Origin of the sequence: Streptomyces sp. NPDC047017 (genome assembly GCF_040644175.1) — a bacterium.
In the GTDB taxonomy this organism is placed as follows: Bacteria; Actinomycetota; Actinomycetes; order Streptomycetales; family Streptomycetaceae; genus Streptomyces.
Genome location: NZ_JBEYVW010000002.1, coordinates 114,505 through 139,621 on the forward strand (window position 1 = coordinate 114,505; position 25,117 = coordinate 139,621).

Here is a 25,117-nt window from a genome sequence, read left to right on the forward strand (position 1 = left end):
ACCCGCGCGCCGACCGGCCTGGACGCCCGCGCGCGGCAGCCGGTGGCCCTACGCCGCCGGGATCACCGCCGACACCCGGAAACCGCCCGCGTCCGTGGGTCCCGACACGAACACGCCGCCCAGCGCCACGACCCGCTCCTTCATGCCGAGCAGGCCGTTGCCGCCGGACGGCAGCCGTGCCGCCGACGCCGACGACGGCTCCGGCGGCGCCTCGTTCTCCACCTGCATCGCGATCTCCGCGCCCCGGTGCGCCAGGCGTACGTACGTCTTGGCGCCGGCCGCGTGCTTGTGGACGTTGGTCAGCGCCTCCTGCACCACCCGGTACGCCGTCTGCTCGATCTCGGACCCGTACGAGCGGACCTCGCCCTGCACGGACAGGTCCACCACCATGCCCGCGGCCGCCGACTGCCCGACCAGCTCCTCCAGCTCCGCCAGGCACGGACCCTCGGCGCCCGGCGCCCCGTCGGCGGCCCGCGAGGCCGCGGCGGCCGCGGCGACGCCCACCGCCACCAGCGGCACGGACGCGGCGGCCCGCCGCTCGATCCGCCGCTCGGGCACCTCGCCGCTGCGCAGCACCCCGAGCATCTCCCGCAGCTCGGTCAGCGCCTGCCGCCCCATGTCCCCGACCAGCGCGGCGTTGCGCACCGCCTTCTCGGGGTCCTTGCGCGCCACCGCCTGCAGCGCCGCCGCGTGCACCACCATCAGGCTCACCCGGTGGGCGACCACGTCGTGCATCTCCCGGGCGATGCGGGTGCGCTCCTCGCCGCGCGCCCACTCGGCCCGCTCCTCGGCCCGCTCCGCGAGCAGCTGCAACTCCCGCTCCAGGCTGTCCGCCCGCTCCCGCAGCGACTCCATCAGCCGCCGCCGGGCGCCGACGTACAGGCCGAGCAGCACCGGCGGGGCGGTCAGCCCGAGCGACGTGGTGACCGCCGCGAACGGCACGAACCAGTCGCCCAGCGTGAAATCGCCCCGGGCCATGTCCTGCCGCACCCGCACGAACGTCACGATCATCGTGCCCAGCAGCGACATCCCGGCCAGCGCCCCGATGATCCGCCGCGGCAGCTCGCAGGCGGCCAGCGTGTACAGCCCGACGATCCCCATCAGGAAACCCATCTGGGCCGGTGTGACGGCGATCGCCACCAGCACCACGGCGATCGGCCACCGCCGCCGGATCAGCAGCACCGACCCGGCCAGCAGCCCGAACACCACTCCGGCGGCCACCGGCACGCCCGCGTCCCGCGCGAACGGCACCCCTTCCGCCGCGCACTCCGCCGCCGACGCCAGCGCCAGCGCCCCGTCGAACAGCGCACTGCGCCACCGCGCCCACCACCACGGCCCGGTCCCGGCCGCGGCGCGCTCTTCCCCCGTCGTGGTCATACCTCCACCCTACGGGCGCGCGCCGGGGCGTCTCCGGTGAGTTTCGCGCACCGCGCGCGGGCGCATCACCGCACACCGTCGCGTCGGGGGCGCCGGGTACGGCATAGTGGTGTCGCGTGCCGGACCGATCACCGGATCGGACCTGCCGCGCCGCCCATCCCGGATCGTCTAAGGGCAGGACAAACGGTTTTGGTCCGTTGAATGAGGGTTCGAATCCTTCTCCGGGAGCCACGCCGTCCACGGCGCCGTCACGGGTCCTGATCCTTCCGGGTCGGGACCCGCTCTCCGCTCCGCCGCCCTGACCCGCCAACCGCCCCGGTATCCTGCGGATGTCCACCTCACCCACAGCCGAAGGGCATCCCGTGAGCGCCATCCGCCCGGCAGCCGTCGTCGTTCTCGCAGCGGGTGAGGGCACCCGTATGAAGTCGGCCACACCCAAGGTCCTGCACGAGCTGTGCGGCCGCTCCCTGGTCGGTCATGTGCTGGCCGCCTCGCGCGAGTTGGAGCCCGAGAACCTGGTCGTGGTGGTCGGGCACGCGCGCGAGAAGGTGACCGCGCACCTGGCCGAGGCGGACCCGGGGGCGCGTACCGCCGTGCAGGAGAAGCAGAAGGGCACCGGGCACGCCGTCCGCACCGCCCTGGCGGAGCTGGGCGGCGCTGTCGAGGGCACCGTGATCGTGGTCTGCGGCGACACCCCGCTGCTGACCGGCGGGACGCTGCGGCGGCTGGCCGCGGTCCACCACGAGGACGGCAACGCGGTGACCGTGCTGAGCGCCGAGGTGCCGGACGCCACCGGGTACGGCCGGATCGTGCGCGAGGGCGAGCGCGGCGCGGTGACCGCGATCGTGGAGCACAAGGACGCGACCGAGGCGCAGCGGGCGATCCGGGAGATCAACTCCGGGGTGTTCGCGTTCGACGGGCGGCTGCTGGCCCAGGCGCTGGGGCAGGTGCGGACGGACAACAGCCAGGGCGAGGAGTACCTCACCGACGTCCTCGGCATCCTGCGTGCGGCGGGCCACCGGGTCGGGGCGTGCGTGGCCGGCGACCACCGGGAGATCGCCGGGATCAACAACCGGGTGCAGCTCGCCGAGGCCCGGCGGGCGCTGAACGAGCGGCTGCTGACGGCCGCGATGCTGGCCGGGGTGAGCGTGGTCGACCCGGCGACGACCTGGGTGGACGTGACGGTGACGTTCGAGCAGGACGTCACCGTGCTGCCGGGCACGCAGCTGCACGGCGCGACGCACCTGGCCGAGGGCAGCACGGTGGGCCCCAACAGCCGGCTGACCGACACCCGGGTGGGCGCCGGGGCGCGGGTGGACAACACGGTCTCGGACGGCGCCGTGGTGGGCCCGGAGGCGTCCGTGGGGCCGTACGCGTATCTGCGGCCGGGCACCCGGCTGGGGCCGGGGTCCAAGGTGGGCACGTACGTGGAGACGAAGAACGCGCGGATCGGCGAGGGCACGAAGGTGCCGCACCTGTCGTACGTGGGGGACGCGACGATCGGTGAGTACACGAACATCGGCGCGGCGAGCGTGTTCGTGAACTACGACGGGGAGAGCAAGCACCACACGACCGTCGGCTCGCACTGCAAGACGGGTTCGGACAACATGTTTGTGGCTCCTGTCACGATCGGGGACGGCGCCTACACCGCCGCCGGGTCCGTGATCACGAAGAACGTGCCGCCCGGTTCGCTGGCCGTGGCCCGCGGCCAGCAGCGGAATATCGAGGGCTGGGTGGCGCGCAAGCGCCCCGGGAGCGCGGCCGCGAAGGCGGCCGAGGCGGTGGCCCCGAAGGGGCAGGGCGAGGACTGACCGGAAACAGGTGCGTCGAACACGGCGTACCGTGATAAGTGCACATCCGCACCCCACCAGCTGAGACGGCCTCTCGCGCACGGTTGACACGGTTGACGAGGTCTGCTCGACATCCAGCTGCGTACACCCTCTGAGGAGACAGTGCTGTGACCGGGATCAAGACGACCGGCGAGAAGAAGATGATGTTCTTCTCCGGCCGCGCCCACCCCGAGCTTGCCGAGCAAATCGCCCACCAGCTGGGGATCGGGGTCGTCCCGACCAAGGCGTTCGATTTCGCCAATGGTGAGATCTATGTGCGGTATCAGGAGTCGGCCCGTGGCGCCGACTGCTTCCTGATCCAGAGCCACACCGCTCCGATCAACAAGTGGATCATGGAGCAGCTGATCATGATCGACGCGCTGAAGCGCGCGTCGGCCCGGTCGATCACGGTGATCGTGCCGTTCTACGGTTACGCGCGGCAGGACAAGAAGCACCGCGGACGTGAACCGATCTCGGCGCGTCTGGTGGCGGACCTGATGAAGACGGCCGGCGCGGACCGGATCCTCGCGGTGGACCTGCACACGGACCAGATCCAGGGCTTCTTCGACGGCCCGGTGGACCACCTGTTCGCGCTGCCGCTGCTCGCGGACTACGTGGGCAGCAAGGTGGACCGCGCCAAGCTGACGGTCGTGTCCCCGGACGCGGGCCGGGTGCGGGTGGCGGACCGGTGGTGCGACCGGCTGGGCGCGCCGCTGGCGATCGTGCACAAGCGCCGGGACAAGGACGTGGCGAACCAGGTCACGGTGCACGAGGTCGTCGGTGATGTCGAGGGCCGGATCTGCGTCCTGGTGGACGACATGATCGACACCGGCGGCACGATCTGCGCGGCGGCGGACGCGCTGTTCGCGCACGGCGCGGAGGACGTCATCGTGACGGCGACGCACGGTGTGCTGTCGGGTCCGGCGGCGGACCGGCTGAAGAACTCGAAGGTGAGCGAGTTCGTGTTCACGGACACGCTGCCGACGCCGGGCGAGCTGGAGCTGGACAAGATCACGGTGCTGTCGATCGCGCCGACCATCGCGAGCGCGGTGCGCGAGGTGTTCCAGGACGGTTCGGTGACGAGCCTCTTCGACGAGCAGTAACGATCACTCGGTAACGATCGTTTTGGTTCGGGCCTCCCCTGCCGAGTAGACTGCTGCAGTTGCTCGGCGAGGGAGGCCGTGTCCGTTTCCGAACGGGTGCGGCGGTCCGTTATCGACGCGCTCTTCGTAGCAGGCCGTTCGTATGGCCGGGTGACCACAGACCCCCTGATTTTTCTACGAGGAGTGAAGAGCATGTCCGAGGTGAAGCTGTCCGCCGAGACGCGTACCGAGTTCGGCAAGGGTGCCGCCCGCCGGGTCCGCCGTGAGAACAAGGTTCCCGGTGTGCTCTACGGCCACGGCACCGAGCCGCTGCACCTGACGCTGCCGGGCCACGAGCTGCTGCTCGCCCTGCGTACGCCGAACGTCCTGATCTCCCTGGACATCGACGGCAAGTCCAACGAGCTGGCCATCCCGAAGGCCGTGCAGCGCGACCCGCTGAAGGGCTTCCTTGAGCACGTCGACCTGCTGCTGGTCAAGCGCGGCGAGAAGGTCAACGTCGAGATCCCGGTGCACACCGAGGGCGAGCTGGCCCCCGGCGGCAACCTGCTGGAGCACGTCCTGGCCGCGCTGCCGGTCGAGGCCGAGGCCACCCACATCCCCGAGGCCGTCACGGTCTCCGTCGAGGGCCTGGAGGCCGGTGCCTCCGTCCACGCCAAGGACATCACGCTGCCCAACGGCGTGACGCTGGCCGTCGAGGAGGACGCCGTCGTCCTGCAGGTGCTGGCCGCGCAGGCCGAGGAGGCCCCGGAGGACGAGGCCGCCGAGGGCGAAGAGGCCGCCGAGGCCTGATCCTCGGCCTGTCGTTCGTTTCCGCCGGCCGCCGCTGCCCGCACGTCGAGTGCGGGGGGCGGCGGCCGGCGCGTATCAAGGAGAGATGGACGTGACCACCCCGGCGACTTCCGCGAACGCCCCCTGGCTGATCGTGGGCCTCGGCAATCCCGGACCGGAGTACGCCATGAACCGGCACAACGTGGGGTTCATGACGGTGGATCTGCTGGCCGGCCGCATCGGGGGCCGGTTCAAGCGGGCGGGCAAGGCGCAGGCGCAGGTCGTGGAGGGGCGGATCGGCCCGCCGGGCCCGGGCAGCCGCCGGGTGGTGCTGGTGAAGCCGATGTCGTTCATGAACCTGTCCGGCGGCCCGGTGAACGCGCTGCGCGAGTTCTACAAGGTGCCGCTCGGCAACATCGTGGCCGTCCATGACGAACTGGACATCGACTACGGCACGCTGCGGCTCAAGCTGGGCGGCGGGGACAACGGGCACAACGGCCTGAAGTCGATGACCAAGGCGATGGGCGCGGACTACCACCGGGTGCGGTTCGGGATCGGACGCCCGCCGGGCCGGATGCAGGTGGCGGACTTCGTGCTGAAGGACTTCTCGTCGGCGGAGCGCAAGGAGCTGGACTACTTCGTGGACCGGACGGCGGACGCGGTGGAGTGCCTGCTCGCCGAGGGCCTGGAACGGACACAGAGCACGTACAACTCGTGACGGCCCGCCCCTCGGCGGCGCGGGACGGTCGCGGTGACGCGGTGCGGTGACGACGTGTGGGGCGGGCCGTACACGCCCCGCTCGGCGGGCTCGGCGGCCCGCGCCCGGGTGGAGATCGACGCGGTGGCGGTGCCCAGGGGTCACACGTACGGCGTGGTGGTGAAGCCCGGCACCGGCGAGGTGCCGCGGTCGGGTCCGGCCGGAGTGCCGTACGCCTGGGCCCCTCTGGGCGGCGCCCTGCTGACGGCGGCGTTCCTGGCGCTGTGAGGCGTACGGGAGCACGGCGCGCGTACGTGGCGTGACGACGGCGGCCCCGGGTTCGTGCCGTACGAACCCGGGGCCGCCGTCGTGTCCGCGTGCGCGGTCAGCCGGTGTTGCGCAGGCCGGCCGCCACGCCGTTGACGGTGAGCAGCAGGGCGCGGGCGAGCAGCGGGTCGGCCTCCTGGCTCGCCGCCGCCGCGTCGCGCTGCCGCTTGAGCAGGGCGACCTGGAGGTAGGAGATCGGGTCCAGGTAGGCGTCGCGGATGGCGAAGGTCTGCTTGAGGTCCGGGTGGGCTTCGAGGAGTTCGCCCTCGCCGGTGATCCTGAGGATCTCGCCGAGGGTGAGTTCGTGCTCGGCCCTGATGGTGTCGAAGACGTGCTTCAGCTCGTCGGGCACGAGCGTGTCGACGTAGTGCTGGGCGATGCGCAGGTCGGTCTTGGCCAGGGTCATCTCGACGTTGGAGACGAAGTTGCGGAAGAAGTGCCACTGCTCGCGCATCTCGTCGAGCACGGTGTCCAGGCCCGCCTCGCGCAGCGCCTTGAGCCCGGAGCCGACGCCGAACCAGCCGGGGACGATCTGCCGGGACTGGGTCCAGCCGAACACCCACGGGATGGCGCGCAGGCCGTCCAGTCCGGCGCCGGAGTCGGGCCGGCGCGAGGGCCGGGAGCCGAGGTGCAGGTCGGCGAGCTGGTCCACGGGGGTGGAGGCGAAGAAGTACGCCGGCAGGTCCGGGTCCTCCACGAGCCTGCGGTAGGCGGCGTGGGCGGCGTCGGAGACGACGTCCATCGCCGCGTCCCAGCGGGCCAGCGCCTCGCCGGACTGGCGGGGGGCGGTGTGCAGGGCGGACGCCTGGAGGGTGGCGGCGACGGTCAGTTCCAGGTTCTCCCGGGCCAGGGAGGGGATGAGGTACTTGTCGGAGATGACCTCGCCCTGCTCGGTCACCTTGATCTCGCCCTCCAGGGTGCCCCAGGGCTGGGCGAGGATGGCGTCGTGGGTGGGGCCGCCGCCGCGGCCGACGGTGCCGCCGCGGCCGTGGAAGAGGCGCAGCCGCACGCCGTAGCGGTGGGCGACGTCGCGCAGCCGGCGCTGGGCGCGGTGGATCTCCCACTGGGAGGTGGTGATGCCGCCGAACTTGGAGGAGTCGGAGTAGCCGAGCATGACCTCCTGCACGTCCCCGCGCAGCGCGACCAGGCGCCGGTAGGACGGGTCGGAGAGCATGTCCTCCAGGATGGTGTCGGCGGCCTTCAGCTCGTCGGTGGTCTCCAGGAGCGGCACGATGCCGATCTTCGCCCAGCCGGCGTGCAGGTCGAGCAGCCCGGCCTCGCGGGCGAGGACGGCGGCGGCGAAGACGTCGTCGGCGCCCTGGCACATGGAGATGATGTACGACTCGATGACCTCGGGCCCGAAGACCTCCAGGGCGCGCCTGACGGTGCTGAAGACGCCGAGGGTCTTGGCGCCGGCGGCGTCGACCGGGGCGGGGGTCGGGGCCAGCGGCCGCCGCGAGCGCAGTTCCTTGGCGAGCAGCTTGGCGCGGTACTCGCGGGGCATGTCGGCGTAGCGCCAGGACTCCTCGCCGAGCCGGTCGAAGAGCTGGCCGAGGGCGTGGTGGTGGGCGTCGGCGTGCTCGCGGACGTCCAGGGTGGCGAGCTGGAGGCCGAAGGCGGCCAGGGTGCGGATGGTGCGGGCCAGGCGGCCGTCGGCGAACAGGCCGCCGCGGTGCCGGCGCAGCGAGTCCTGGAGCAGGCGCAGGTCGGCGAGGAGTTCGGCGGTGCCGAGGTAGTCGCGGCCGTCCTCGTGGCCGGTGGAGCGGGCCAGGCGGCGCTTGGTGTTGACGAGCTTCTGGCGCACGCAGGTGGCCTTGAGCCGGTAGGGCTCCTCGGCGTTGAGGCGCTTGTAGCGGGGGCTGATCTCGGGCAGGTTCTCCAGGTCGGCCTGGAGGGAGGCGAGCAGTTCCTCGGTGGCGCCGGCGTAGCGGATCGAGTTGGACAGGAAGCCGCGCAGCTCGTCGACCATGTCGAGGGCGTCGTTGATGCCGTGCTCGTGCTGGAGGATCAGCACGTCCCAGGTGACCTGCGGGGTGACGTTGGGGTTGCCGTCGCGGTCGCCGCCGATCCAGGTGCCGAAGGTGAGGGGGCGGGTGTCGTCGGGGAGGGTGACGCCGACGCGCTCCAGTTCGGCGGTGAGGTCCTCCAGGACGTCGCCGACGGCGCCGGCGTGCAGTTCGTCGAGGTAGTAGATGGCGTTGCGGGCCTCGTCGGTGGGCTCGGGGCGGACGACGCGCAGTTCGTCGGTCTGCCAGACGAGGTCGATGTTCTCGGCGAGCCGGATGTCCAGGCGGCGGCGGTCGGACTCGATGACCGGGGTCTCCAGGAGGGTGGCGATGCGCCGGAGCTTGTTGAGGACGGAGCGGCGGGCGGCCTCGGTGGGGTGCGCGGTGAACACGGGGCGCACATTGAGGTTCTGCACGCTCTCGCGCAGGTGCTCGGGGTCGGCGTCCTTGAGCCGGTCCGCGGTGCGGGCGAGCAGGCCGCCCTCGGCGGCGCGGCGGGCGCGCAGTTCCTTGCCGCGGTGCACCTGCTCGGTGACGTTGGCCAGGTGGAAGTAGGTGGAGAAGGCGCGGACCAGCTTGGCCGCGGTCTCCAGTTCGGTGCCGCGCAGCAGCTCGGCGGCGGCTTCGCCGTCCTCCCGGGTGAGGCGGCGGACCCTCTCGACCAGGTCGAGAAGCTCGGGACCCTCCTGCCTCACCAGGGTCTCCCCCAGGAGGTCACCCAGTCGGCGGATGTCGGCGCGCAGCTCGCTGCTGGACGTCGTCTGATCGTCGGCACTGCTCACAGGTGCGGCTCCTTGCAGTGTTCAGAAGGTGTGTCGCGCCAGCGACTCCCTGAAAGGGCGGTGGTGGGCGACGGGTGGGGTCGTCTGGGAGGTACCCGGACGGGTGCCGCGCGGCGGGAGCCGCATACGGGCCGGGCATCCGGGAAGGAATCTTCTTCAGCGGACCGCGCTGTCCGACCGACACCAAGTCTAGGTGGCGGGTGGGACGCGCAGGCCAGGGGCTCTTGCCGCGCGGCGACGCACTGCCATACTTACGTCGCCGTAGGTTACGGAACCGTAGGGAGCTGAAGGTTTCGGAGCCCCCGGCGCCCTGTCCCGACCCTCGACCCCACAGGGGACGCCCATGACCACAAGCTCCTCCGACGTGATCGACGACGCCCAGGAGGCGGCCGCCGGCGCGCTGCCCTCCGCCACGCTGGGGGGTGAGCAGAAGCGTTCGATCGAGCAGATCACGCTGCTGCTGTTCATCACCGTTCCGTTCCTGGCGCTGGTCGCGGCGGTGCCGCTGGCGTGGGGGTGGGGGGTGAGCTGGCTGGACCTCGGTCTGCTGGTCTTCTTCTACTACCTCGGCTGCCACGGCATCACCATCGGTTTCCACCGGCACTTCACACACGGCTCGTTCAAGGCCAGGCGGCCGCTGAAGATCGCGCTGGCCGTCGCGGGCTCGATGGCGGTGGAGGGCCCGCTGGTGCGGTGGGTGGCCGATCACCGCAGGCACCACAAGTTCTCCGACCACGAGGGCGACCCGCACTCGCCGTGGCGCTACGGCGAGACCGTACCGGCGCTGATGAAGGGCCTGTGGTGGGCCCATGTGGGGTGGATGTTCGACGAGGAGCAGACCCCGCAGGAGAAGTACGCGCCGGACCTGATCAAGGACCCGGCGCTGCGGGCGGTCTCGCGGCAGTTCGTGCTGTGGACGGTGGTGTCGCTGGCGCTGCCGCCGCTGATCGGCGGGCTGGCGACGATGTCGTGGTGGGGCGCGTTCACCGGCTTCTTCTGGGGTTCACTCGTCCGGGTGGCGCTGCTGCACCACGTGACGTGGTCGATCAACTCGATCTGCCACGCGGTCGGCAAGCGGCCGTTCAAGTCGCGGGACCGCTCGGGCAACGTGTGGTGGCTGGCGGTGCTGTCCTGCGGCGAGTCCTGGCACAACCTGCACCACGCCGACCCGACCTCCGCCCGGCACGGGGTGGAGCGCGGCCAGCTGGACTCCTCGGCGCGGATCATCCGCTGGTTCGAACAGCTCGGCTGGGCGTACGACGTGCGCTGGCCGTCACGCTCGCGTATCGATTCCCGGCGCAACACCGGTGATCGCGGCTCCCGGCGCCGGAAGGAGACCGCCGAGGCGGCATGATTGACGCCGTGGCGACCGACTCCAGCACCCCCAGCAACGACAAGCCGCGGCGCGCGCGCCGCACCCGTATGACCGGTGCCGAGCGCCGCCAGCAGCTGCTGGAGATCGGTCGCACCCTGTTCGCGGCGAAGGGCTTCGAGGGCACGTCGGTGGAGGAGATCGCGGCGAAGGCCGGGGTGTCCAAGCCGGTGGTGTACGAGCACTTCGGCGGCAAGGAGGGCCTGTACGCGGTGGTGGTGGACCGCGAGATGCGGTGCCTGCTGGACATGGTGACCGGCTCGCTGACCGCCGGCCATCCCCGGGAGCTGTGCGAGCAGGCGGCCTTCGCGCTCCTGGACTACATCGAGGAGTACACGGACGGCTTCCGCATCCTGGTCCGCGACTCCCCCATCCCGCAGTCCACGGGCTCCTTCGCGTCCCTCATCTCGGACATCGCCACCCAGGTGGAGGACATCCTCGGCCGCGAGTTCAAGTCCCGCGGCTTCGACCCGAAGCTGGCCCCGCTGTACGCGCAGGCCCTGGTCGGCATGGTCGCCCTGACCGGCCAGTGGTGGCTGGACGTCCGCCGCCCGAAGAAGGCGGAAGTGGCGGCGCATCTGGTGAATCTGGCGTGGCACGGCCTGGACGGGCTGGAGGCGAAGCCTCGGCTGATAGGGCATCGGAAGAGCTGAGTGCACTCGAAAGAGTGACATCAATCGACCGCAAGGTGCATCTTGTGGCATCCTCTCGGCATGACTGAGATCGCGATCAGCGCTGCCCGTTCCCAGCTCGGCGACCTGGTCCGCCGGGCCGCCCACAGCCGCGAGACCATCGCCCTGACCGACCACGGGCATGTGGCCGCGCTGCTGGTGTCCCCGCAGGTGATAGAGGATCTGGAGGACGCCCTCGCCGTTGCCGACTACCAGCGGCGCAAGGCCGAGGGGACGCTCGGACCGGGCATCCCGATGGCGGAAGTGCGCAAGCGGCTGGGGCTCGAACAGAAGTGACCTACGAGATCGTCTTCGAACCGCACGCCCTCGACGCCGCGGCGCGGTTCCTGGAAGAGGACCCCGGTGGCCTCACCGTGCTCCTGGACACCATCGACAAGCTGGCGGACGATCCCCGCCCGGCGGGGTCGACGCCCTACGGGTCGCCCGATCTGCGCCGCCTGCGCGTCGGTGACTACCGGGTTCTGTATGTCATCGAGTCCGCCGTCGTCCAGATCCTCGTCACCCACCTGGGCCGCACCCCCTCCTGAGATCGACCGGCCGGCTCCAGGAACTCCACGTGGTCTACGGACGTGAGCACCGGCTACGCCTCCTTGGTGGCCACCGCGAAGACGCGGCGGAACGGGAACGGGGTGCCGTGCGGGCCCGCCGGGTAGGCGGTGCGCAGGGCCGCCCGGTACTCGGCGAGGAAGTCCTCGCACGCCTGCGGGTCGTCCGCGAGCGCGGTCAGCACGGGCCGCAGCCCGGTCCCCTTCACCCAGTCCAGGACGGGGTCCTCGCCGGTCAGCAGGTGCAGGTACGTCGTCTCCCACACGTCCGCCGCGCAGCCGAGCCCGGTCAGCCGCTCCAGGTAGGCGCCGGGCGTGCCGACGGCGTCCTCGTGCCGCAGGACGTCTCCGAGGCGGCCGCGCCAGCGGGCGGAGTGGGCGAGGGCGCGCATCAGCCGGTGACTGGGCGCGGAGAAGTTGCCGGGGACCTGGAAGGCGAAGGTGCCGCCCGGCGTGAGGGCCGCGATCCAGTCCGCGAACCGGCCGGTGTGGCCGGGCACCCACTGCAGGGTGGCGTTGCTGACGATCAGGTCGCACGGCTCGGCGGGCGTCCAGGTGCGGGCGTCGGCGGGCGCGAAGTCGAGCCGTCCCCCGCCGGGTGTGCGGCCCTCCTGCTCGACGGCGGCCCGGTCGAGCATCTCGGGCGAGTTGTCGTACCCGGTGATGCGCGCGGTGGGCCAGCGGCCGGCGAGCAGCGCGGTGACGTTGCCGGGGCCGCAGCCGAGGTCGGCGATGCGGGGTGTGCCGGCGGGCAGCGCGGGGACCCGGGCGAGCAGGTCGGTGAAGGGGCGGGCGCGGTGGCCGGCGTGGCGCAGGTACTGGGCGGGGTCCCAGGTGGGGCTGTGGGGCTGGTCGGCGGGCACGGCTGCCTCCTCGGAGCGCCGCGGAGTGCCGCGGCACCGGGTCTGCGGAATATCTCGATACCGAGATAGTTGATATCAAGAGACTTCACGTCGACACAACCACTACACTGATCGCATGGAGGACGAGGTCGATCGGCTGGTCGCGGCGTGGCGCCGGGAGCGCCCGGACCTCGACGTGGAGCCGCTGGAGGTGCTCAGCCGCGTGAGCCGGCTGGCCCGGCACCTGGACCGCGCCCGGCGGCTGGCCTTCTCGGAGCACAGCCTGGAGCCGTGGGAGTTCGACGTGCTGACCGCGCTGCGGCGCGCGGGCTCGCCCTACCAGCTCTCCCCCGGCCAGCTGCTGACCCAGACCCTGGTCACCTCGGGCACGATGACCAACCGCATCGACCGGCTGGCGAAGAAGGGCCTGGTGGAGCGGCTGCCCGACCCGAGTGACCGGCGCGGTGTGCTGGTCCGGCTCACCGACGAGGGCCGCGACCGCGCGGACCAGTCCCTGGCGGGCCTGCTGGACCAGGAGCGGGCGATCCTCGGAGAGCTGTCCTCGGCGCAGCGCGCCGAACTGGCCGGGCTGCTACGCCAGCTGACCGCCCCGTTCGACAACGTCCCCGGATAGCTCGGCCGGGCCGACCCCCGCCCGGCGGGCCAGCGCCACGGCGGCCAGGGTGGAGTGGACGCCCAGCTTGCCCAGCACGTTCTGCATATGGGTGCGGACGGTGTGCGGGGACAGGTACAGCCGCTCGGCGACGGCCTTGCGGCCCAGGCCCGCCACCATGCAGCGCAGCACCTCCCGCTCGCGCGGGGTCAGCGACTCCACGAGCTGCTCGCTCTCGGTGCGGTGCCTGCGGGCGGCGGTCAGCTCGCGCAGGACGCCGGTGAGCAGGGCGGGCGGCAGATGGGTCTCGTCGCGCAGCACCCCGCGGATGACGGTGAGCAGCCGGGACAGCGAGCAGTCCTTCGCCACCCAGCCGCAGGCCCCGGCCTGCAGGGCGAGCGCGGCCCGGCGCGGGTCGTCCTTCTCGGCGAGGACCACGGTCCGTACCGCAGGCTGGGCGGAGCGCACCCCGGCCACCAGGGAGATGCCGTCCACCAGCCCGTCGGCGTCGCCGTCGCGCACGGGCACGGCGGCGCGCCCCACGGGCACGGTGCCGCCCAGGTCGGCGTCGACGAGCAGGACGTCGAAGCGGCGGCCGTCGGCGGCGGCCCGCTCCAGGCAGCGCAGCGCGGCGGGACCCGACCCGGCCGCGGAGACGTCGACGTCCGGCTCGGCGGCCAGGGCGGCGGCGAGCGACTCGGCGAAGATGCGGTGGTCGTCGACGACCAGGACTCGGACACGAACCACTGAAACCCCCTACCCCAGGCTCCGCTCGGGAGCAGGGGATTCCCTCCGGGCCGCGGGACCGCACGGCCGACGCCATGCGGAACAGCTACCCCCGCTTCAGGCGTCGTACCCGGGCGTCCCGCCCCCTGCTCGGCACCGGCCCCCACCGGCACCGTTCCTCAGAGTACGGGCGGGGGCCGGGAGGGGAAGGCAATTCGCAGAACTGACCGGCCGACGCGTCTAGGGTGTGCCGCATGTTCCGTATCGAGGCAGGAGTCGACAGAGAGCGCCGTGATCTGCTCCGTTCCCGCCTCCGCGACACCAACACGGCGGCCTCCCCCGTGCTGGCCGCGCTGCGCGGGAGCCCCGCCGCGCACGAAGTCCCGCTGCACGTCTGGGCGCTGGACGAGTCGGGTGACCTGGCCGGCGGTCTGGTGGGGCACACCTGGACCTCCTGGCTGCACGTCACCTATCTCTGGGTGGACGCCCGCCATCGCGGCGCGGGCCTCGGCTCCCGCCTGCTGCGCCGGGCCGAACGCACCGCCCGCGACCGCCGCGACTGCGCCGCCGTCCGCCTGGAGACCTGGGACTTCCAGGCCCCCGAGTTCTACCGCGGGCACGGCTACGAGGTGGTCGGCGTGATCCCCGACTATCCGCCGGGTCTCACGGAGTACACGCTGGTGAAGCGGCTGCGCTGAGCGGACCGGCCGGGCGGCCTCCGGGGGCCGGGGGTGCCGGGGGGTGCCGGGGGCTGCGGACCACCCGGCCCACCCGGCACCACCGCACCGCCACCGCACCGCCACCGCCACCGCCACCGCGCCGGCGACGGTCGACGTCAGGCGATGCGCCGTGCCCCCGCCGAAGGCACCGCCTCGAAGACGCGCGGGGCCGTGTGGCCCGCCGTGGCGAAGGCCGCCTCGATCGCCTCGGTGAGCGAGGGGACGTCGGACTCCTCGGCCAGCACGATCGCGGAGCCGCCGAAGCCGCCGCCGGTCATCCGCGCGCCCAGGGCGCCGGAGGACAGGGCCGTGTCGACGGCGAGGTCCAGTTCCGGGCAGGAGATGCGGAAGTCGTCGCGCAGGGAGGCGTGGCCCTCGGTCAGCACGGGGCCGATGGCCCGGGGGCCGGCCGACTCCAGGAGCGAGACGACGCGTTCCACCCGCTCGTTCTCGGTCACGATGTGGCGGACCAGGCGGCGTACCTCCGCCTCGTCGCCCAGCCGGGCCAGCGCCGCGTCCAGGCCGGCGTACGCCACGTCGCGCAGCGCGTCCACGCCGAGCAGCGCCGCGCCCTTCTCGCAGCCGGCCCGGCGCTTGCCGTACTCGCCGTCGCTGTGGGCGTGCTGCACCCGGGTGTCCACCACCAGCAGGCGCAGGCCCTCGCGCGCGAGGTCGAAGGGGATCTGGCGCTGGGCGAGGTCGCGGGTGTCGAGGAAGAGGGCGTGGCCGTCCGTGCAGCAGGCCGAGGCCGTCTGGTCCATGATCCCGGTGGGGGCGCCCACGTAGACGTTCTCGGCGCGCTGGCACAGGCGGGCCAGCTGCCGGCCCTCGATGCCCAGGCCGAAGAGGTCGTTGAGGGCGAGGGCCACCACCACTTCGAGGGCCGCCGAGGAGGACAGGCCCGCGCCGGAGGGGACGGTCGACGTCAGGTGCACGTCGGCGCCGGTCACCGGGTGGCCTGCCTCGCGCAGCGCCCAGACCACGCCCGCCGGGTACGCCGTCCAGTTGGTGTCGGACTGGGGGGCGAGGTCCTCGACGCGCAGCTCGACGGGGCCGCCCGGCACGTCCGCCGAGTGCAGCCGCAGCACACCGTCGTCGCGGCGGGCGAGGGCGGCGGTGGTGACGTGCGGCAGCGCGAAGGGCATCACGAAGCCGTCGTTGTAGTCGGTGTGCTCGCCGATCAGGTTGACCCGGCCCGGCGCCGCCCACACGCCCTGCGGCGCGCCGCCGTACAGCTCGGCGAAGGTGTCCCGGACCTGCCGGGCCGCCTCTGCCCCTGCCCCTGCCCCCACTGCTGTCCCCACTACTGCTCCTTGGCGATGTGCTGGGCGAATTCCCAGGCGTCCGCGACGATGCCCGCGAGATCCGCGCGGGACGGGTTCCAGCCGAGCTTCTCGCGGGCGGCGTCGGCCGAGGCGACCAGGACGGCCGGGTCGCCGCCGCGACGCGGGGCCACGATCTCCGGGATCGGGTGGCCGGTGACCTGCCGGACCGTCTCGACGACCTCGCGCACGGAGAAGCCGCTGCCGTTGCCGAGGTTGCAGATCAGGTGCTCGCCGGGCGCGGCCGCCCGCAGCGCGAGCAGATGGGCCTCGGCGAGGTCCGCGACGTGGATGTAGTCGCGTACGCAGGTGCCGTCCGGCGTCGGGTAGTCGTCGCCGTAGACGGAGATGGCGTCGCGGCGGCCCTGGGCGACCTGGAGGACCAGCGGGATCAGGTGCGACTCCGGGTCGTGGCGCTCGCCGCAGGTGCCGTAGGCGCCGGCCACGTTGAAGTAGCGCAGGGAGACCGCGCCCAGGCCGTGGGCCGCCGCCTCGCCGGTGATCATGTGGTCCACGGCGAGCTTGGTGGCGCCGTAGGGGTTGGTCGGCCGCGTCGGTGCGGTCTCGGCGATGGGAGTGCGCTCGGGCTCGCCGTAGGTCGCCGCGGTGGAGGAGAAGACCAGCGTGCGCACGCCGGCCTCGCGCATCGCGGCGAGCAGCGCCATGGTGCCGCCGACGTTGTTCTCCCAGTACTTCTCCGGCTTCACCACCGACTCCCCGACCTGCGAGTACGCGGCGAAGTGCAGCACCGCGTCGAAGGAGGCGTCGAGCCACTTGCCGGCGTCGCGGATGTCGCCTTCTCTGAAGGACGCGCCCGCCGGGACGCCCTCGCGGAAGCCCGTCGTCAGGTTGTCGAGCACGACGACCTCGTGGCCGGCCTCCAGCAGATGCTGGGCGACCACGCTCCCGACGTAACCCGCGCCACCCGTCACCAGGTACTTCCCGCTCATGAACTCGCTACCTCTCGCAATCGCCGGGCCGCGTGCTCCGGGGGCACGTCGTTGATGAACACGTCCATGCCGGACTCGGAGCCCGCGAGGAACTTCAGCTTGCCGGAAGTACGGCGGATAGTGAAAAGCTCCAGGTGGAGGGCGAAGTCCTCGCGGCGGACACCGTCGAACCCGGCCAGCGTGCCGAAGGGCGCCTGGTGCCAGGCGGCGATGTACGGCGTGGGCGGCTCGGCGTCGCCGAAGATCCGGTCGAAGCGGCGCAGCAGTTCCAGGTAGACGCGGGGGAACTCGGCGCGCGCGGCCTCGTCGAGGGCGAGCAGGTCGGGGACGCGGCGGCGCGGGTAGAGGTGGACCTCGTAGGGCCAGTGCGCGGCGTAGGGGACGAACGCCGCCCAGTGCTCGCTCTCCAGGACCACCCGCTCGCCGGCGAGTTCGCGCTCCAGGACGGCGTCGAAGAGGTTCTCGCCGCCGGAGGCGTCCTGGTGGGCGGCCAGCGAGCGCAGCATCTGCGCGGTGCGCGGGGTGGTGAAGGGATAGGCGTAGATCTGGCCGTGCGGGTGGCCGAGCGTCACGCCGATCTCGGCGCCGCGGTTCTCGAAGCAGAACACCTGCTCCACCGAGGGCAGGTGGGACAGCTCCGCGGTGCGGTCGGTCCACGCGTCGAGGACCAGGCGCGCCTGGTCCTCGGTGAGGGCCGCGAAGGAGGCGTCGTGGTCGGAGGTGAAGCAGACGACCTCGCAGCGGCCGGAGTCGCCGGCCAGCGAGGGGAAGCGGTTCTCGAAGACCGCCACGTCGTAGGAGGAGTCCGGGATCTCGGTGAGCCGCCCGCCCTGGGTCGGGCACAGCGGGCACTCGTCGGCCGGCGGGTGGTAGGTGCGGCCCTGCCGGTGCGAGGCGACGGCCACCGCGTCCCCGAGCAGCACGTCCGGGCGGATCTCGGAGGTGGTGACGGTCGGCTCCAGCGGGCGCCGGTCGACGGCGTCGCGCACGGTGTCGTCCCGCAGGTCGTAGTAGATCAGCTCACGACCGTCGGCCAGCCGGGTCGAGGTCTTCTTCACGGTCATGACTCCCTGCTCGTCCACGCCCGGGCGGCACCCGCGCACTCAAGCTCCGCCACTCCAGCACTCAACACAATCGAACATAACACGTCACAACCCACCACGGAGGTTAGCCCCAGGACGCCAGCGGGCACCACCGGGTGCACATCACAATCAAACAAAGACAACCAACAAAAGTGTTCAAATACTGAACGCGAAGGCGTAGGTTCCCCGCTGGATCCGTTCGCGCAACGAAGCGAGTTCTTATGCAGACCCCCACGTCCCCTCCCTACGCGCCCGCGTACCTGGCGGCGGAGCTGCGGTTGCCGACCAACGCCCTCGACTACACGATCCTCGCGATCTACTTCGTCGTGGTCCTCGGCATCGGCTTCGCCGCCCGGCGCTCGGTGAAGACCAGCCTCGACTTCTTCCTCTCCGGCCGTTCCCTGCCCGCCTGGATCACCGGCCTGGCGTTCATCTCCGCCAACCTGGCCGCCACCGAGATCCTCGGCATGGCCGCCAACAGCGCCCAGTACGGCGCCTACACCGTGCACTGGTACTGGATCGGCGCCATCCCCGCCATGGTCTTCCTCGGCCTGGTGATGATGCCCTTCTACTACGGCTCCAAGGTCCGCTCGGTCCCCGAGTTCCTGCTGCTGCGCTTCGACAGAGGCGCGCACCTGCTCAGTTCGATCCTGTTCGCCTTCGCGGCCATCCTGATCGCCGGTGTCAACCTGTACGCCCTCGCGATCGTCGTCGAGGCGCTGCTCGGCTGGCCGCAGTGGGTGGCGATCGTGGTCGCCGGCTTCTTCGTGCTGGCCTACATCACCCTGGGCGGGCTGTCCTCCGCGATCTACAACGAGGTGCTGCAGTTCTTCGTGATCCTCGCGGCCCTCATCCCGCTCGTGGTGCTCAGCCTGAAGAAGGTCGGCGGCTGGGACGGCCTGACCCACAAGCTGACCGCCACCCACGGCGGCGACTTCACCACCGCCTGGGGCGGCACCGGCATCGGCCACGCCAACCCGCTCGGCGCCAACTGGCTGACCATCGTCCTCGGCCTCGGCTTCGTGCTGTCCTTCGGCTACTGGACGACGAACTTCGCCGAGGTGCAGCGCGCGCTGTCCGCGAAGAACCTCTCCGCCGCGCAGCGCACCCCGCTGATCGCCGCGTTCCCGAAGATCTTCATCGTCTTCCTGGTGATGATCCCCGGCCTGGTCGCCGCCGCCCTGGTCCCGAAGATCGGCACGGCCGGCTCCGGGCTCCAGTACAACGACGCGATCCCGTACCTGATGCAGGAGCTGCTGCCCAACGGTGTGCTCGGCATCGCGGTCACCGGCCTGCTCGCCGCCTTCATGGCCGGCATGGCGGCCAACGTGTCCTCGTTCAACACCGTGTTCACCACGGACATCTGGGCCAAGTACGTCGTCAAGGACCGCGAGGACGCCTACTACGTGCGCTTCGGGCGGCTCATCACCGCGATCGGCGTGCTCGCCTCGGTCGGCACGGCCTTCCTCGCGTCGTCGTTCTCGAACATCATGAGCTACCTGCAGACGCTGTTCTCCTTCTTCAACGTGCCGATGTTCGTGGTGTTCATCGTCGGCATGTTCTGGAAGCGTGCGTCCAGGAAGTCCGGCTTCTGGGGGCTGCTCGCGGGCACCACCGCGGCGATGGTGAACTACTTCGTCCTCTACAAGAAGGACATCCTCCACCTGCCCACCGACCAGGGCGCCAACTTCGTCTCCGCGATCGCCGGGTTCGTCGCCGGCGCGGTGGTCATGGTGGCCGTGTCGCTGTTCACCGAGCCGAAGCCGGAGCAGGAGCTGCGCGGCCTCGTCTACGGCACCAGGAGCCCCGGCATGGCCGAGGCGCCCGCGCCCGGCGACGAGAGCTGGTACCGCAGGCCCGCGCTGCTCGGCTGGGGCGCCGTCGTCCTCGCCGCCCTCTGCTACATCCCGTTCTCGTTCTGATCGCGGGAGGATTGAGAGACCATGTCACAGTCTGAGAACCCCGGGCGGCCCGAGGGACCCGGCTACTCCGAGCAGGACGTCCACCGCGAGGTCACCGAGCTGGAGGGCAAGTCCGCGACCGCCGCGCGCATCTTCGACCTGCGGCGGATCATCGGCGGCCTGTTCGTGCTCTACGGCGTCATCGTCACGATCACCGGGATCACCGACTCGCAGGCCGCGATCGACAAGGCGCAGGGCGTCAACATCAACCTGTGGACCGGCATCGGGATGCTGGCCCTCGGCGTGTTCTTCCTGGTGTGGCTGAAGCTGCGCCCGGCCGCCCCGCCGGCGCCCGAGTCCGAGTCCGAGTGACCCGCGTGCTCTGAGCGTCAGGCACGGCCCGCACGGTCCAGCAGCCCCGTGCGGGCCGCCAGCGCCGCCGCCTCCAGGCGGGAGCCGACGCCCAGCTTCATCAGGACCCGCTGGACATGGGTGCGGGCGGTGCTCGGGGCGATGCCCATGCCGGCCGCGATCACCCGGGTGTCCTCCCCCTCGGCGACCCGGACCAGCACCTCCACCTCCCGGGGCGTGAGCATCCGCAGCAGCCGGCGGCCCTCGTCGTCCGGTTCGGCGGCCGGGTTCAGCAGCTCGCCGAAGGCGCCCTGGAGCAGCTGCGGCGCCACCGCCGCCTCCCCGGCCCGCGCCTTGGCGATCGCCCGCTCCACGCCCTCGATGCGCTCGTCATGGCGTACGTATCCGCAGGCGCCCGCCGCGAAGGCGGCCGCGATCCCGCGCGGGGAGGGGACCGGGCCCAGCACGACCACGGCGACCTGCGGGCGCTCCCGTCTGATCCGCGCCACCGGTTCGAACGCCCCCGGCTCGGCCGGCGCCGCCGTGCCCAGCAGGCACACCTCCGGGGCGCGGCTGATCACCAGCTCCGCCGCGCCCGCGGCCGGCGCCGCCGCGGCCAGCACCCGGTGCCCCCGCAGCTTCAGCGCCGAGGCCAGCGCCTCGGCGAGCAGTCGGTGGTCGTCGACCACCATCAGCCGCACTCCCATCGGCAACCCCCCAGCCCCCAGACCCAACGGATGCCCCATGGCTGCCCACCGGAGCGCACCGGCACCCGCGGACAGCCCCCTCGGGCGAGCGGCCCCCCGGCACACCCGCCCTTCATGCCCCCGGAAGCTACACGCTGGTGCCCCCTCGCGCTGCCCCTACCGATGAGAAGTGCCCCGGATCAGCGCAGATTTCGGCGATCCGGGGCACCAGGGGGCGTGCGGGTCAGCCGCCCGCGCCGAGGGCCAGCACCAGATACTGCGTGCCGAAGGCCGCCATGGTCTTGTGGGCGTAGTTCGCGGACAGGTAGAGGCGGCCCTGCGCGTAGATCATTTCCCCGTACTCCGGGGACATCGCGGTCTCCGCGGCCCGCACCGATCTGGTGGCCGGGTCCTCCAGCAGCTTGGTCTCCTTGAAGCTGCTCCCGTCGATGCTCACGACCTGGCCGCCCTTGTCGTAGGGCGGGCGCTTGTAGACGATGAGATTGGCGCCGTCCATGCGCAGCGGGTAGCTCGTGTAGCCGTCGCCGGCGTCCCCGCGCTGGCCGGTCTGCCGGCCGGTGCCCAGGTCGAAGGCGACGATCTCGTTGGTCTGGCCGTACTCACCGTTGTCGTCGTGCTGCGCGGTCGGCAGGTAGAGCTTGTCGTTGCCGACCACGGCGCCCACGCAGCCGTCGAGTTCGTCGATGGCGTCGCACTTGCTCGCGTACTTGTCGCCGGGCGCCGTGATGTGGGAGCGCAGCGCGCCGGTCTTGTTGTCGATGGCGAAGTAGTCCGAGATGCCGTTGTCACCGCCGAGGTCGGCCGCGACGACGAGCGGGTCGGTGGAGACGACCGCCGCGTACTCGATGCCCTGGGTCAGCGTGTAGTCCGAGAGCACCTTCCCGGACTTCGGGTCGATGGTCTGGATGTGCAGCTTGCGCTGCTCGTACTGGCCGCACTTGCGCACCGCGACCAGCTTGGCGCCGCCGCCGTACCCGGCGTCGTAGCAGGTGTCGTCCGGCTTCGGGGCCCACAGCGCCCGGCCGGAGGCCAGGTCGAAGGCGGCTCCGCCGTTGGTGCCGCCCACGGCCACGGTGCCCTGGCTGATGGTGACGTTGTCCAGGCTGGTCGCGTCGTCGCCCGACTTGACCTCCTTCGTCCACAGCAGCTTCCCGGCGCCGAGATCGATCACCGAGAGCTCCTTGCAGCCGTGCGAGGGCTTGTCCTTGGTGGGCATCGCGGGCTCGTACACGATCGCCGCCCTGCCGTCCTCGGTGCTCTGGTGGCTGCCCTCGCAGATCGGGCCGGGCAGCTTGAGCGTCCACAGCTTGGCGCCCTTGACCGGGTCGTAGCCGTCGATCTCGGCCGCGCCGGTCTTGGCGTACACCTTGTCGGTGAGCCAGGAGCCGTGGACGGCCATGGTGTCGGCGACGACTGGCATCGGGACCTGGAAGAGGACCTTGCCCGCGGTGTCCGCGGGCACCTTCTCCTTGCCGCCCGCCAGGCCGCCGCCGCCCTTGGCGCCGCCGCCGGTGGTGCCGCCGGTGGACGCGGTGTCCTTCTTGCTCTTGCCACCGTCCGAGGAGTTCGCGTACAGCACGCCGCCGCCGACGATCAGGGCGATCGCGACGACCGCCGCCACGATGATCATCAGCTGCTTGTTCCGCGCGCTGTGGTCCGGCCGTCCGGCCTGCTGCGGCACCGGCACGGTCGGCGGCTGGCCCGGATAGCCGTAACCGGGCTGCTGGGCGCCGTACGCGCCGGGCTGCTGGGGGTAGGTGTCCGCGGCGGCCGGCGGCCCGGGGTAGCCGTAGCCGGCGGGCGGGGGCGTCTGCGGGTAGCCGTAGCCGGGCGGGGCCTGCGGCGGGCCTACGGGCGGCGGGGTCTGCGGGGGCTGCGGGGCGCCCGCGGGGGGCGGGGGTGCCTGCGGGTAGCCGTAACCGGGCGGGGCCTGCGGCGGGCCCGCGGGAGCGGGCGGCTGCGGGGCGGCCGAGGGCGGCGGGGTCTGCGGCGCGCCTGCCGGAGGCGGGGTCTGCGGGGTGCCCGCGGGCGGCTGGGGTGCCTGCGGGTAGCCGTAACCCGGGGTCGGCTGGGCCGGCTTGGCCAGGTCCGGGCCGGGCGGCGGGGTCTGAGCGGGCGGCTGGTCCTGGGGCGGCTGCGCCGACGGCGGGCCGAACCCGCCCTGCTGCGGCGGCTGGTGGGGCGGCGGGGGCGGCGGCTGGGTCATGAGCGGTACACCTCTGGGCGGCGGAGACGACGACGGGTACGGGACGAGAAAGACGGACGGGCCGAAGGCGCCTTACTTGCCGAAGGCGAGCATCAGCTTCTCCTTCGACTTGCTGTCGCTGCTCAGCCGGGTGGTGGAGATGTAGAAGCGGCCGTCGACCCAGTCGACGTCCCGGGAGAAGAAGCCGTTCTCGATCTCCGCGGTGCCCTGCGGGTTCTGCAGCAGCTTGGCCGGGGTGTGGCCCGACCCGGCCGTCGCGATCGAGACGACCTGGCCGCCCGCGTCGTACGACGGCTGGACGTACGCGACGAGCTGCCCGTTCTCCACCTTCATCGGCATCATCGAGGTGTCCGCGGGGGACTTGACGCGCCATTTCTCCTTGCCGGTGGCCAGGTCGACCGCGACGATCTCGTTGGGTCCGGTGGTGACCTGCGTGGGCAGGTAGAGGGTGTCGGCGTCGGCCGCCACGCCCTGGCAGCCCTGCAGGTCACGGTCGAGGATGGCCCAGCCGCACTGGGGGGCGAAGGAGCCCTTGACGTCGGCCTGGGAGCGGACGGACCCGTCGTTGTTCAGGGTCGAGATGTTCCAGTGCTTCTTGTCCTCGTCGGTCGAGTACAGGATCACCGGGTCGACGGAGTACGTCCGCTGCACCGACCAGCCCTTGGGAATCGGCTTGGTCCACTTGGCGCGGCCGGTGGCCGGGTCGAGTTCCTGCACCTCGTCGTGCGCGTTGCTGCCGCCGGCCCCGCAGGAGGCGACCGTGATCAGCCGGGCGCCGCCCGCGAACGCCGACGGGAAGCACGCCTGGCCGTACTTCGTCTTCTCGTACATCTTGGCGCCGGTGTCGGCGTTGTACGCGATGCCCGACTGCGAGCGGGCCACCATCAGCGTCTTGCCGGTGACGGACAGCTGGATGTCCACCGCGCTGTCGAAGAGCTGCCCGTCGGGGACCTGGGCGGTCCACCCCTTCTTGCCGGTGGCCAGGTCGAGCTGCTGGAGCTGGTTGCACTTGGCGCGGTCGCTGACGCCGCTCATGTACGCCACGACGATCTTGTCGTCCGCCGTCTTCTGCGGGGTGACCGCGCAGATCTTCTGCGGGAAGGAGACCGGGGCCCAGGTCGGGTTGCCGTCCCCGACGTTGTAGGCGAAGACCTGCTTGTACGCGGCCTTCACCGCCGTCTTGTCCGTGATCCACATGCCGGGGGCGTCCGCGCCCGAACCCGGGGCGTCCGGCGCCTCCTTGTACCAGAGCACCTTGGCCTCGCCCGGCTTGCGGTCCGCGTTGAGGTCGTCGGAGTCCTTGCCCCCGTCGCCGCTGCCGTCACCGGGGTTGACCGGCAGGGCGGAGGCGGAACCGGAGGGCTTGGCGTCGCCGCTGGGCTGCGCGACCGGCTTCTTGCCGTCGTCGCCGCCGCCGACCGCCCACACGGTGCCGCCGATGACGAGCGCCGCGGCCACCGCGGCGGCGATCACCAGCGCGGGTCTGCCCTTGAAGGGGTTGCGGGAGCCGCCGCCGGGCGGCGGGGTGCCGGGCGCGCCCGGGAACTGCTGCTGCGGATAGCCGTAACCGGGCTGCTGGCCGTAGGGGCCGGGCTGGCCGTAGGGGCCGGGCTGCTGGCCGGGCTGACCGTACGGGCCGGGCGCGGGCGTGCCGGGCGCGCCGGCGTACGGGCCGGGGGGCGGAGTGCCGGGCGGCGCGGGCGCGGCGGGCGCGCCGTAGGGGCCGGGGGCCGGGGAGCCGTAGGGGCCGGGCTGCTGCGGGTAGCCGTAGCCCGGCTGGGGCTGCGGGGGTCCCGCGGGCGGGGGCGTCTGCGGGTAGCCGTAGCCGGGCTGGGGCTGCGGCGGGCCGGACGGCGGGGCCGGGGGCGGCGGAGTCTGCGGGGCGCCCTGGGGCGGCTGGGCCGGGGGCGGCGGAGTCTGCCGCGGGTCCTGTGGTTCCGGTGCTCCGAAGCCGCCGGGCGGCGGCTGGTTGGGCGGCTGAGTCATCAGCGCGTTTCCCCCTCATCGACTGATTTTTAGCCACGCCCTGAGATTCACGAAGGCCCCCAGAGTCGTACGCACACGGCCGGAACGGTTCTCCGGCCGCTCTTTCTTATCACCCGGCGACGACACCCCACCGGGCCGCGTCCACCCCTGTTCCCAAGGGAGAACCGGCCTGTGATGCCTCCGTTACGCTCCTTCACGGCAGCTTCACGCGGCA

The 25,117-nt window shown here is 72.2% G+C and carries 23 protein-coding genes and 1 tRNA gene; 14 read left to right on the plus strand and 10 right to left on the minus strand.

Going from position 1 to position 25,117, the window contains the following annotated elements; genetic code table 11:
- Positions 1-48: 48 nt before the first annotated feature.
- Positions 49-1,377: a histidine kinase gene (locus ABZ858_RS03835; RefSeq protein ID WP_361372257.1), complete on the minus strand. Its 1,329-nt coding sequence runs from the start codon at positions 1,375-1,377 to the stop codon at positions 49-51.
- Positions 1,378-1,534: 157 nt separating this feature from the next.
- On the opposite strand from ABZ858_RS03835, the gene ABZ858_RS03840 reads away from it, so the two are divergent.
- From ABZ858_RS03840 to ABZ858_RS03865, 6 genes are all read left to right on the plus strand, one after another.
- Positions 1,535-1,608 (plus strand) — tRNA-Gln (locus tag ABZ858_RS03840).
- 131 nt (positions 1,609-1,739) lie between these two features.
- Entirely contained in the window at positions 1,740-3,188 is a 1,449-nt protein-coding gene (gene glmU / locus ABZ858_RS03845; RefSeq protein ID WP_361372260.1) for a bifunctional UDP-N-acetylglucosamine diphosphorylase/glucosamine-1-phosphate N-acetyltransferase GlmU, read from the plus strand.
- Between the two features lie 146 nt (positions 3,189-3,334).
- Entirely contained in the window at positions 3,335-4,309 is a 975-nt protein-coding gene (locus ABZ858_RS03850) for a ribose-phosphate diphosphokinase (protein ID WP_361372263.1), read from the plus strand.
- 192 nt (positions 4,310-4,501) lie between these two features.
- Entirely contained in the window at positions 4,502-5,098 is a 597-nt protein-coding gene (locus ABZ858_RS03855) for a 50S ribosomal protein L25/general stress protein Ctc (RefSeq protein ID WP_361372266.1), read from the plus strand.
- Between the two features lie 85 nt (positions 5,099-5,183).
- On the plus strand, positions 5,184-5,795 hold the full coding sequence (gene pth, locus ABZ858_RS03860; RefSeq protein ID WP_361372270.1) for an aminoacyl-tRNA hydrolase: 612 nt from the start codon (positions 5,184-5,186) through the stop codon (positions 5,793-5,795).
- A 33-nt stretch (positions 5,796-5,828) separates the two neighbouring features.
- Entirely contained in the window at positions 5,829-6,062 is a 234-nt protein-coding gene (locus ABZ858_RS03865) for a hypothetical protein (protein WP_361372273.1), read from the plus strand.
- Between the two features lie 97 nt (positions 6,063-6,159).
- On the opposite strand, the gene ppc is transcribed toward ABZ858_RS03865, so the two are convergent.
- On the minus strand, positions 6,160-8,889 hold the full coding sequence (gene ppc / locus ABZ858_RS03870) for a phosphoenolpyruvate carboxylase (protein ID WP_361372276.1): 2,730 nt from the start codon (positions 8,887-8,889) through the stop codon (positions 6,160-6,162).
- A gap of 343 nt (positions 8,890-9,232) precedes the next feature.
- On the opposite strand from ppc, the gene ABZ858_RS03875 reads away from it, so the two are divergent.
- From ABZ858_RS03875 to ABZ858_RS03890, 4 genes are read left to right on the plus strand one after another with little or no spacing between them, the layout of a single operon-like run.
- Entirely contained in the window at positions 9,233-10,243 is a 1,011-nt protein-coding gene (locus ABZ858_RS03875; protein ID WP_361372279.1) for a fatty acid desaturase, read from the plus strand.
- Positions 10,240-10,914, plus strand: a complete 675-nt coding sequence (locus ABZ858_RS03880; protein WP_361372282.1) for a TetR/AcrR family transcriptional regulator — start codon at positions 10,240-10,242, stop codon at positions 10,912-10,914. Before ABZ858_RS03875 ends, ABZ858_RS03880 begins: the two co-directional genes overlap by 4 nt.
- 60 nt (positions 10,915-10,974) lie before the next feature.
- The gene (locus ABZ858_RS03885) at positions 10,975-11,229 is read left to right on the plus strand and encodes a type II toxin-antitoxin system Phd/YefM family antitoxin (protein ID WP_360978048.1); all 255 of its coding nucleotides are present in this window, start codon (positions 10,975-10,977) and stop codon (positions 11,227-11,229) included.
- Positions 11,226-11,480, plus strand: a complete 255-nt coding sequence (locus tag ABZ858_RS03890) for a type II toxin-antitoxin system RelE/ParE family toxin (protein WP_361372286.1) — start codon at positions 11,226-11,228, stop codon at positions 11,478-11,480. The genes ABZ858_RS03885 and ABZ858_RS03890 overlap by 4 nt, the downstream gene beginning before the upstream one ends.
- Before the next feature lie 53 nt (positions 11,481-11,533).
- Here the strand turns inward: ABZ858_RS03890 and ABZ858_RS03895 are convergent, their stop codons facing one another.
- Positions 11,534-12,361 (minus strand): trans-aconitate 2-methyltransferase, encoded by an 828-nt coding sequence (locus ABZ858_RS03895; RefSeq protein ID WP_361372289.1) that lies wholly within the window; start codon positions 12,359-12,361, stop codon positions 11,534-11,536.
- Between the two features lie 115 nt (positions 12,362-12,476).
- On the opposite strand from ABZ858_RS03895, the gene tamR reads away from it, so the two are divergent.
- A complete protein-coding gene (tamR, locus tag ABZ858_RS03900; RefSeq protein WP_361372292.1) occupies positions 12,477-12,974 on the plus strand; it encodes a MarR family transcriptional regulator TamR in 498 nt (165 codons plus the stop codon).
- Here tamR and ABZ858_RS03905 read toward each other — a convergent pair.
- Positions 12,933-13,700 (minus strand): response regulator transcription factor, encoded by a 768-nt coding sequence (locus ABZ858_RS03905; protein ID WP_361372295.1) that lies wholly within the window; start codon positions 13,698-13,700, stop codon positions 12,933-12,935. The two genes, tamR and ABZ858_RS03905, sit on opposite strands and share 42 nt — an antisense overlap.
- Before the next feature lie 233 nt (positions 13,701-13,933).
- Between ABZ858_RS03905 and ABZ858_RS03910 the strand changes: the two genes are divergently transcribed.
- A complete protein-coding gene (locus ABZ858_RS03910; RefSeq protein WP_361372298.1) occupies positions 13,934-14,377 on the plus strand; it encodes an N-acetyltransferase in 444 nt (147 codons plus the stop codon).
- Between the two features lie 137 nt (positions 14,378-14,514).
- Here the strand turns inward: ABZ858_RS03910 and galK are convergent, their stop codons facing one another.
- From galK to galT, 3 genes are read right to left on the minus strand one after another with little or no spacing between them, the layout of a single operon-like run.
- Entirely contained in the window at positions 14,515-15,690 is a 1,176-nt protein-coding gene (gene galK, locus ABZ858_RS03915; RefSeq protein WP_361372930.1) for a galactokinase, read from the minus strand.
- A gap of 11 nt (positions 15,691-15,701) precedes the next feature.
- The gene (galE, locus tag ABZ858_RS03920; RefSeq protein ID WP_361372301.1) at positions 15,702-16,670 is read right to left on the minus strand and encodes a UDP-glucose 4-epimerase GalE; all 969 of its coding nucleotides are present in this window, start codon (positions 16,668-16,670) and stop codon (positions 15,702-15,704) included.
- Positions 16,667-17,728: a galactose-1-phosphate uridylyltransferase gene (gene galT / locus ABZ858_RS03925; RefSeq protein WP_361372932.1), complete on the minus strand. Its 1,062-nt coding sequence runs from the start codon at positions 17,726-17,728 to the stop codon at positions 16,667-16,669. Before galT ends, galE begins: the two co-directional genes overlap by 4 nt.
- Before the next feature lie 245 nt (positions 17,729-17,973).
- On the opposite strand from galT, the gene ABZ858_RS03930 reads away from it, so the two are divergent.
- Positions 17,974-19,674 carry a sodium:solute symporter family protein gene (locus ABZ858_RS03930; RefSeq protein ID WP_361372304.1) on the plus strand — a complete coding sequence of 567 codons (1,701 nt, stop codon included), beginning with the start codon at positions 17,974-17,976 and terminating at the stop codon, positions 19,672-19,674.
- A 21-nt stretch (positions 19,675-19,695) separates the two neighbouring features.
- Complete coding sequence (locus ABZ858_RS03935) at positions 19,696-20,025, plus strand: hypothetical protein (RefSeq protein WP_361372307.1); 330 nt, start codon at positions 19,696-19,698, stop codon at positions 20,023-20,025.
- 17 nt (positions 20,026-20,042) lie between these two features.
- Here ABZ858_RS03935 and ABZ858_RS03940 read toward each other — a convergent pair whose 3' ends face one another.
- From ABZ858_RS03940 to ABZ858_RS03950, 3 genes are all read right to left on the minus strand, one after another.
- On the minus strand, positions 20,043-20,711 hold the full coding sequence (locus ABZ858_RS03940) for a response regulator transcription factor (protein WP_361372310.1): 669 nt from the start codon (positions 20,709-20,711) through the stop codon (positions 20,043-20,045).
- Between the two features lie 223 nt (positions 20,712-20,934).
- Positions 20,935-22,917, minus strand: coding sequence for a PQQ-binding-like beta-propeller repeat protein (locus tag ABZ858_RS03945; RefSeq protein ID WP_361372313.1), 1,983 nt, complete (start codon positions 22,915-22,917; stop codon positions 20,935-20,937).
- Between the two features lie 72 nt (positions 22,918-22,989).
- Positions 22,990-24,903 carry a PQQ-binding-like beta-propeller repeat protein gene (locus ABZ858_RS03950; protein ID WP_361372316.1) on the minus strand — a complete coding sequence of 638 codons (1,914 nt, stop codon included), beginning with the start codon at positions 24,901-24,903 and terminating at the stop codon, positions 22,990-22,992.
- Between the last annotated feature and the right edge of the window lie 214 nt (positions 24,904-25,117).

What these genes read in the sequence shown, in the direction of transcription:
- ABZ858_RS03835 (WP_361372257.1), bottom strand. Translation starts at nt 1,377, where the DNA reads ATGACCACGACGGGGGAAGAGCGCGCCGCGGCCGGGACCGGGCCGTGG.
- ABZ858_RS03855 (WP_361372266.1), top strand. Translation starts at nt 4,502, where the DNA reads ATGTCCGAGGTGAAGCTGTCCGCCGAGACGCGTACCGAGTTCGGCAAG.
- pth (WP_361372270.1), top strand. Translation starts at nt 5,184, where the DNA reads ATGGACGTGACCACCCCGGCGACTTCCGCGAACGCCCCCTGGCTGATC.
- ABZ858_RS03875 (WP_361372279.1), top strand. Translation starts at nt 9,233, where the DNA reads ATGACCACAAGCTCCTCCGACGTGATCGACGACGCCCAGGAGGCGGCC.
- ABZ858_RS03880 (WP_361372282.1), top strand. Translation starts at nt 10,240, where the DNA reads ATGATTGACGCCGTGGCGACCGACTCCAGCACCCCCAGCAACGACAAG.
- ABZ858_RS03885 (WP_360978048.1), top strand. Translation starts at nt 10,975, where the DNA reads ATGACTGAGATCGCGATCAGCGCTGCCCGTTCCCAGCTCGGCGACCTG.
- tamR (WP_361372292.1), top strand. Translation starts at nt 12,477, where the DNA reads ATGGAGGACGAGGTCGATCGGCTGGTCGCGGCGTGGCGCCGGGAGCGC.
- ABZ858_RS03910 (WP_361372298.1), top strand. Translation starts at nt 13,934, where the DNA reads ATGTTCCGTATCGAGGCAGGAGTCGACAGAGAGCGCCGTGATCTGCTC.
- galE (WP_361372301.1), bottom strand. Translation starts at nt 16,670, where the DNA reads ATGAGCGGGAAGTACCTGGTGACGGGTGGCGCGGGTTACGTCGGGAGC.
- ABZ858_RS03930 (WP_361372304.1), top strand. Translation starts at nt 17,974, where the DNA reads ATGCAGACCCCCACGTCCCCTCCCTACGCGCCCGCGTACCTGGCGGCG.
- ABZ858_RS03935 (WP_361372307.1), top strand. Translation starts at nt 19,696, where the DNA reads ATGTCACAGTCTGAGAACCCCGGGCGGCCCGAGGGACCCGGCTACTCC.
- ABZ858_RS03940 (WP_361372310.1), bottom strand. Translation starts at nt 20,711, where the DNA reads ATGGGAGTGCGGCTGATGGTGGTCGACGACCACCGACTGCTCGCCGAG.
- ABZ858_RS03945 (WP_361372313.1), bottom strand. Translation starts at nt 22,917, where the DNA reads ATGACCCAGCCGCCGCCCCCGCCGCCCCACCAGCCGCCGCAGCAGGGC.
- ABZ858_RS03950 (WP_361372316.1), bottom strand. Translation starts at nt 24,903, where the DNA reads ATGACTCAGCCGCCCAACCAGCCGCCGCCCGGCGGCTTCGGAGCACCG.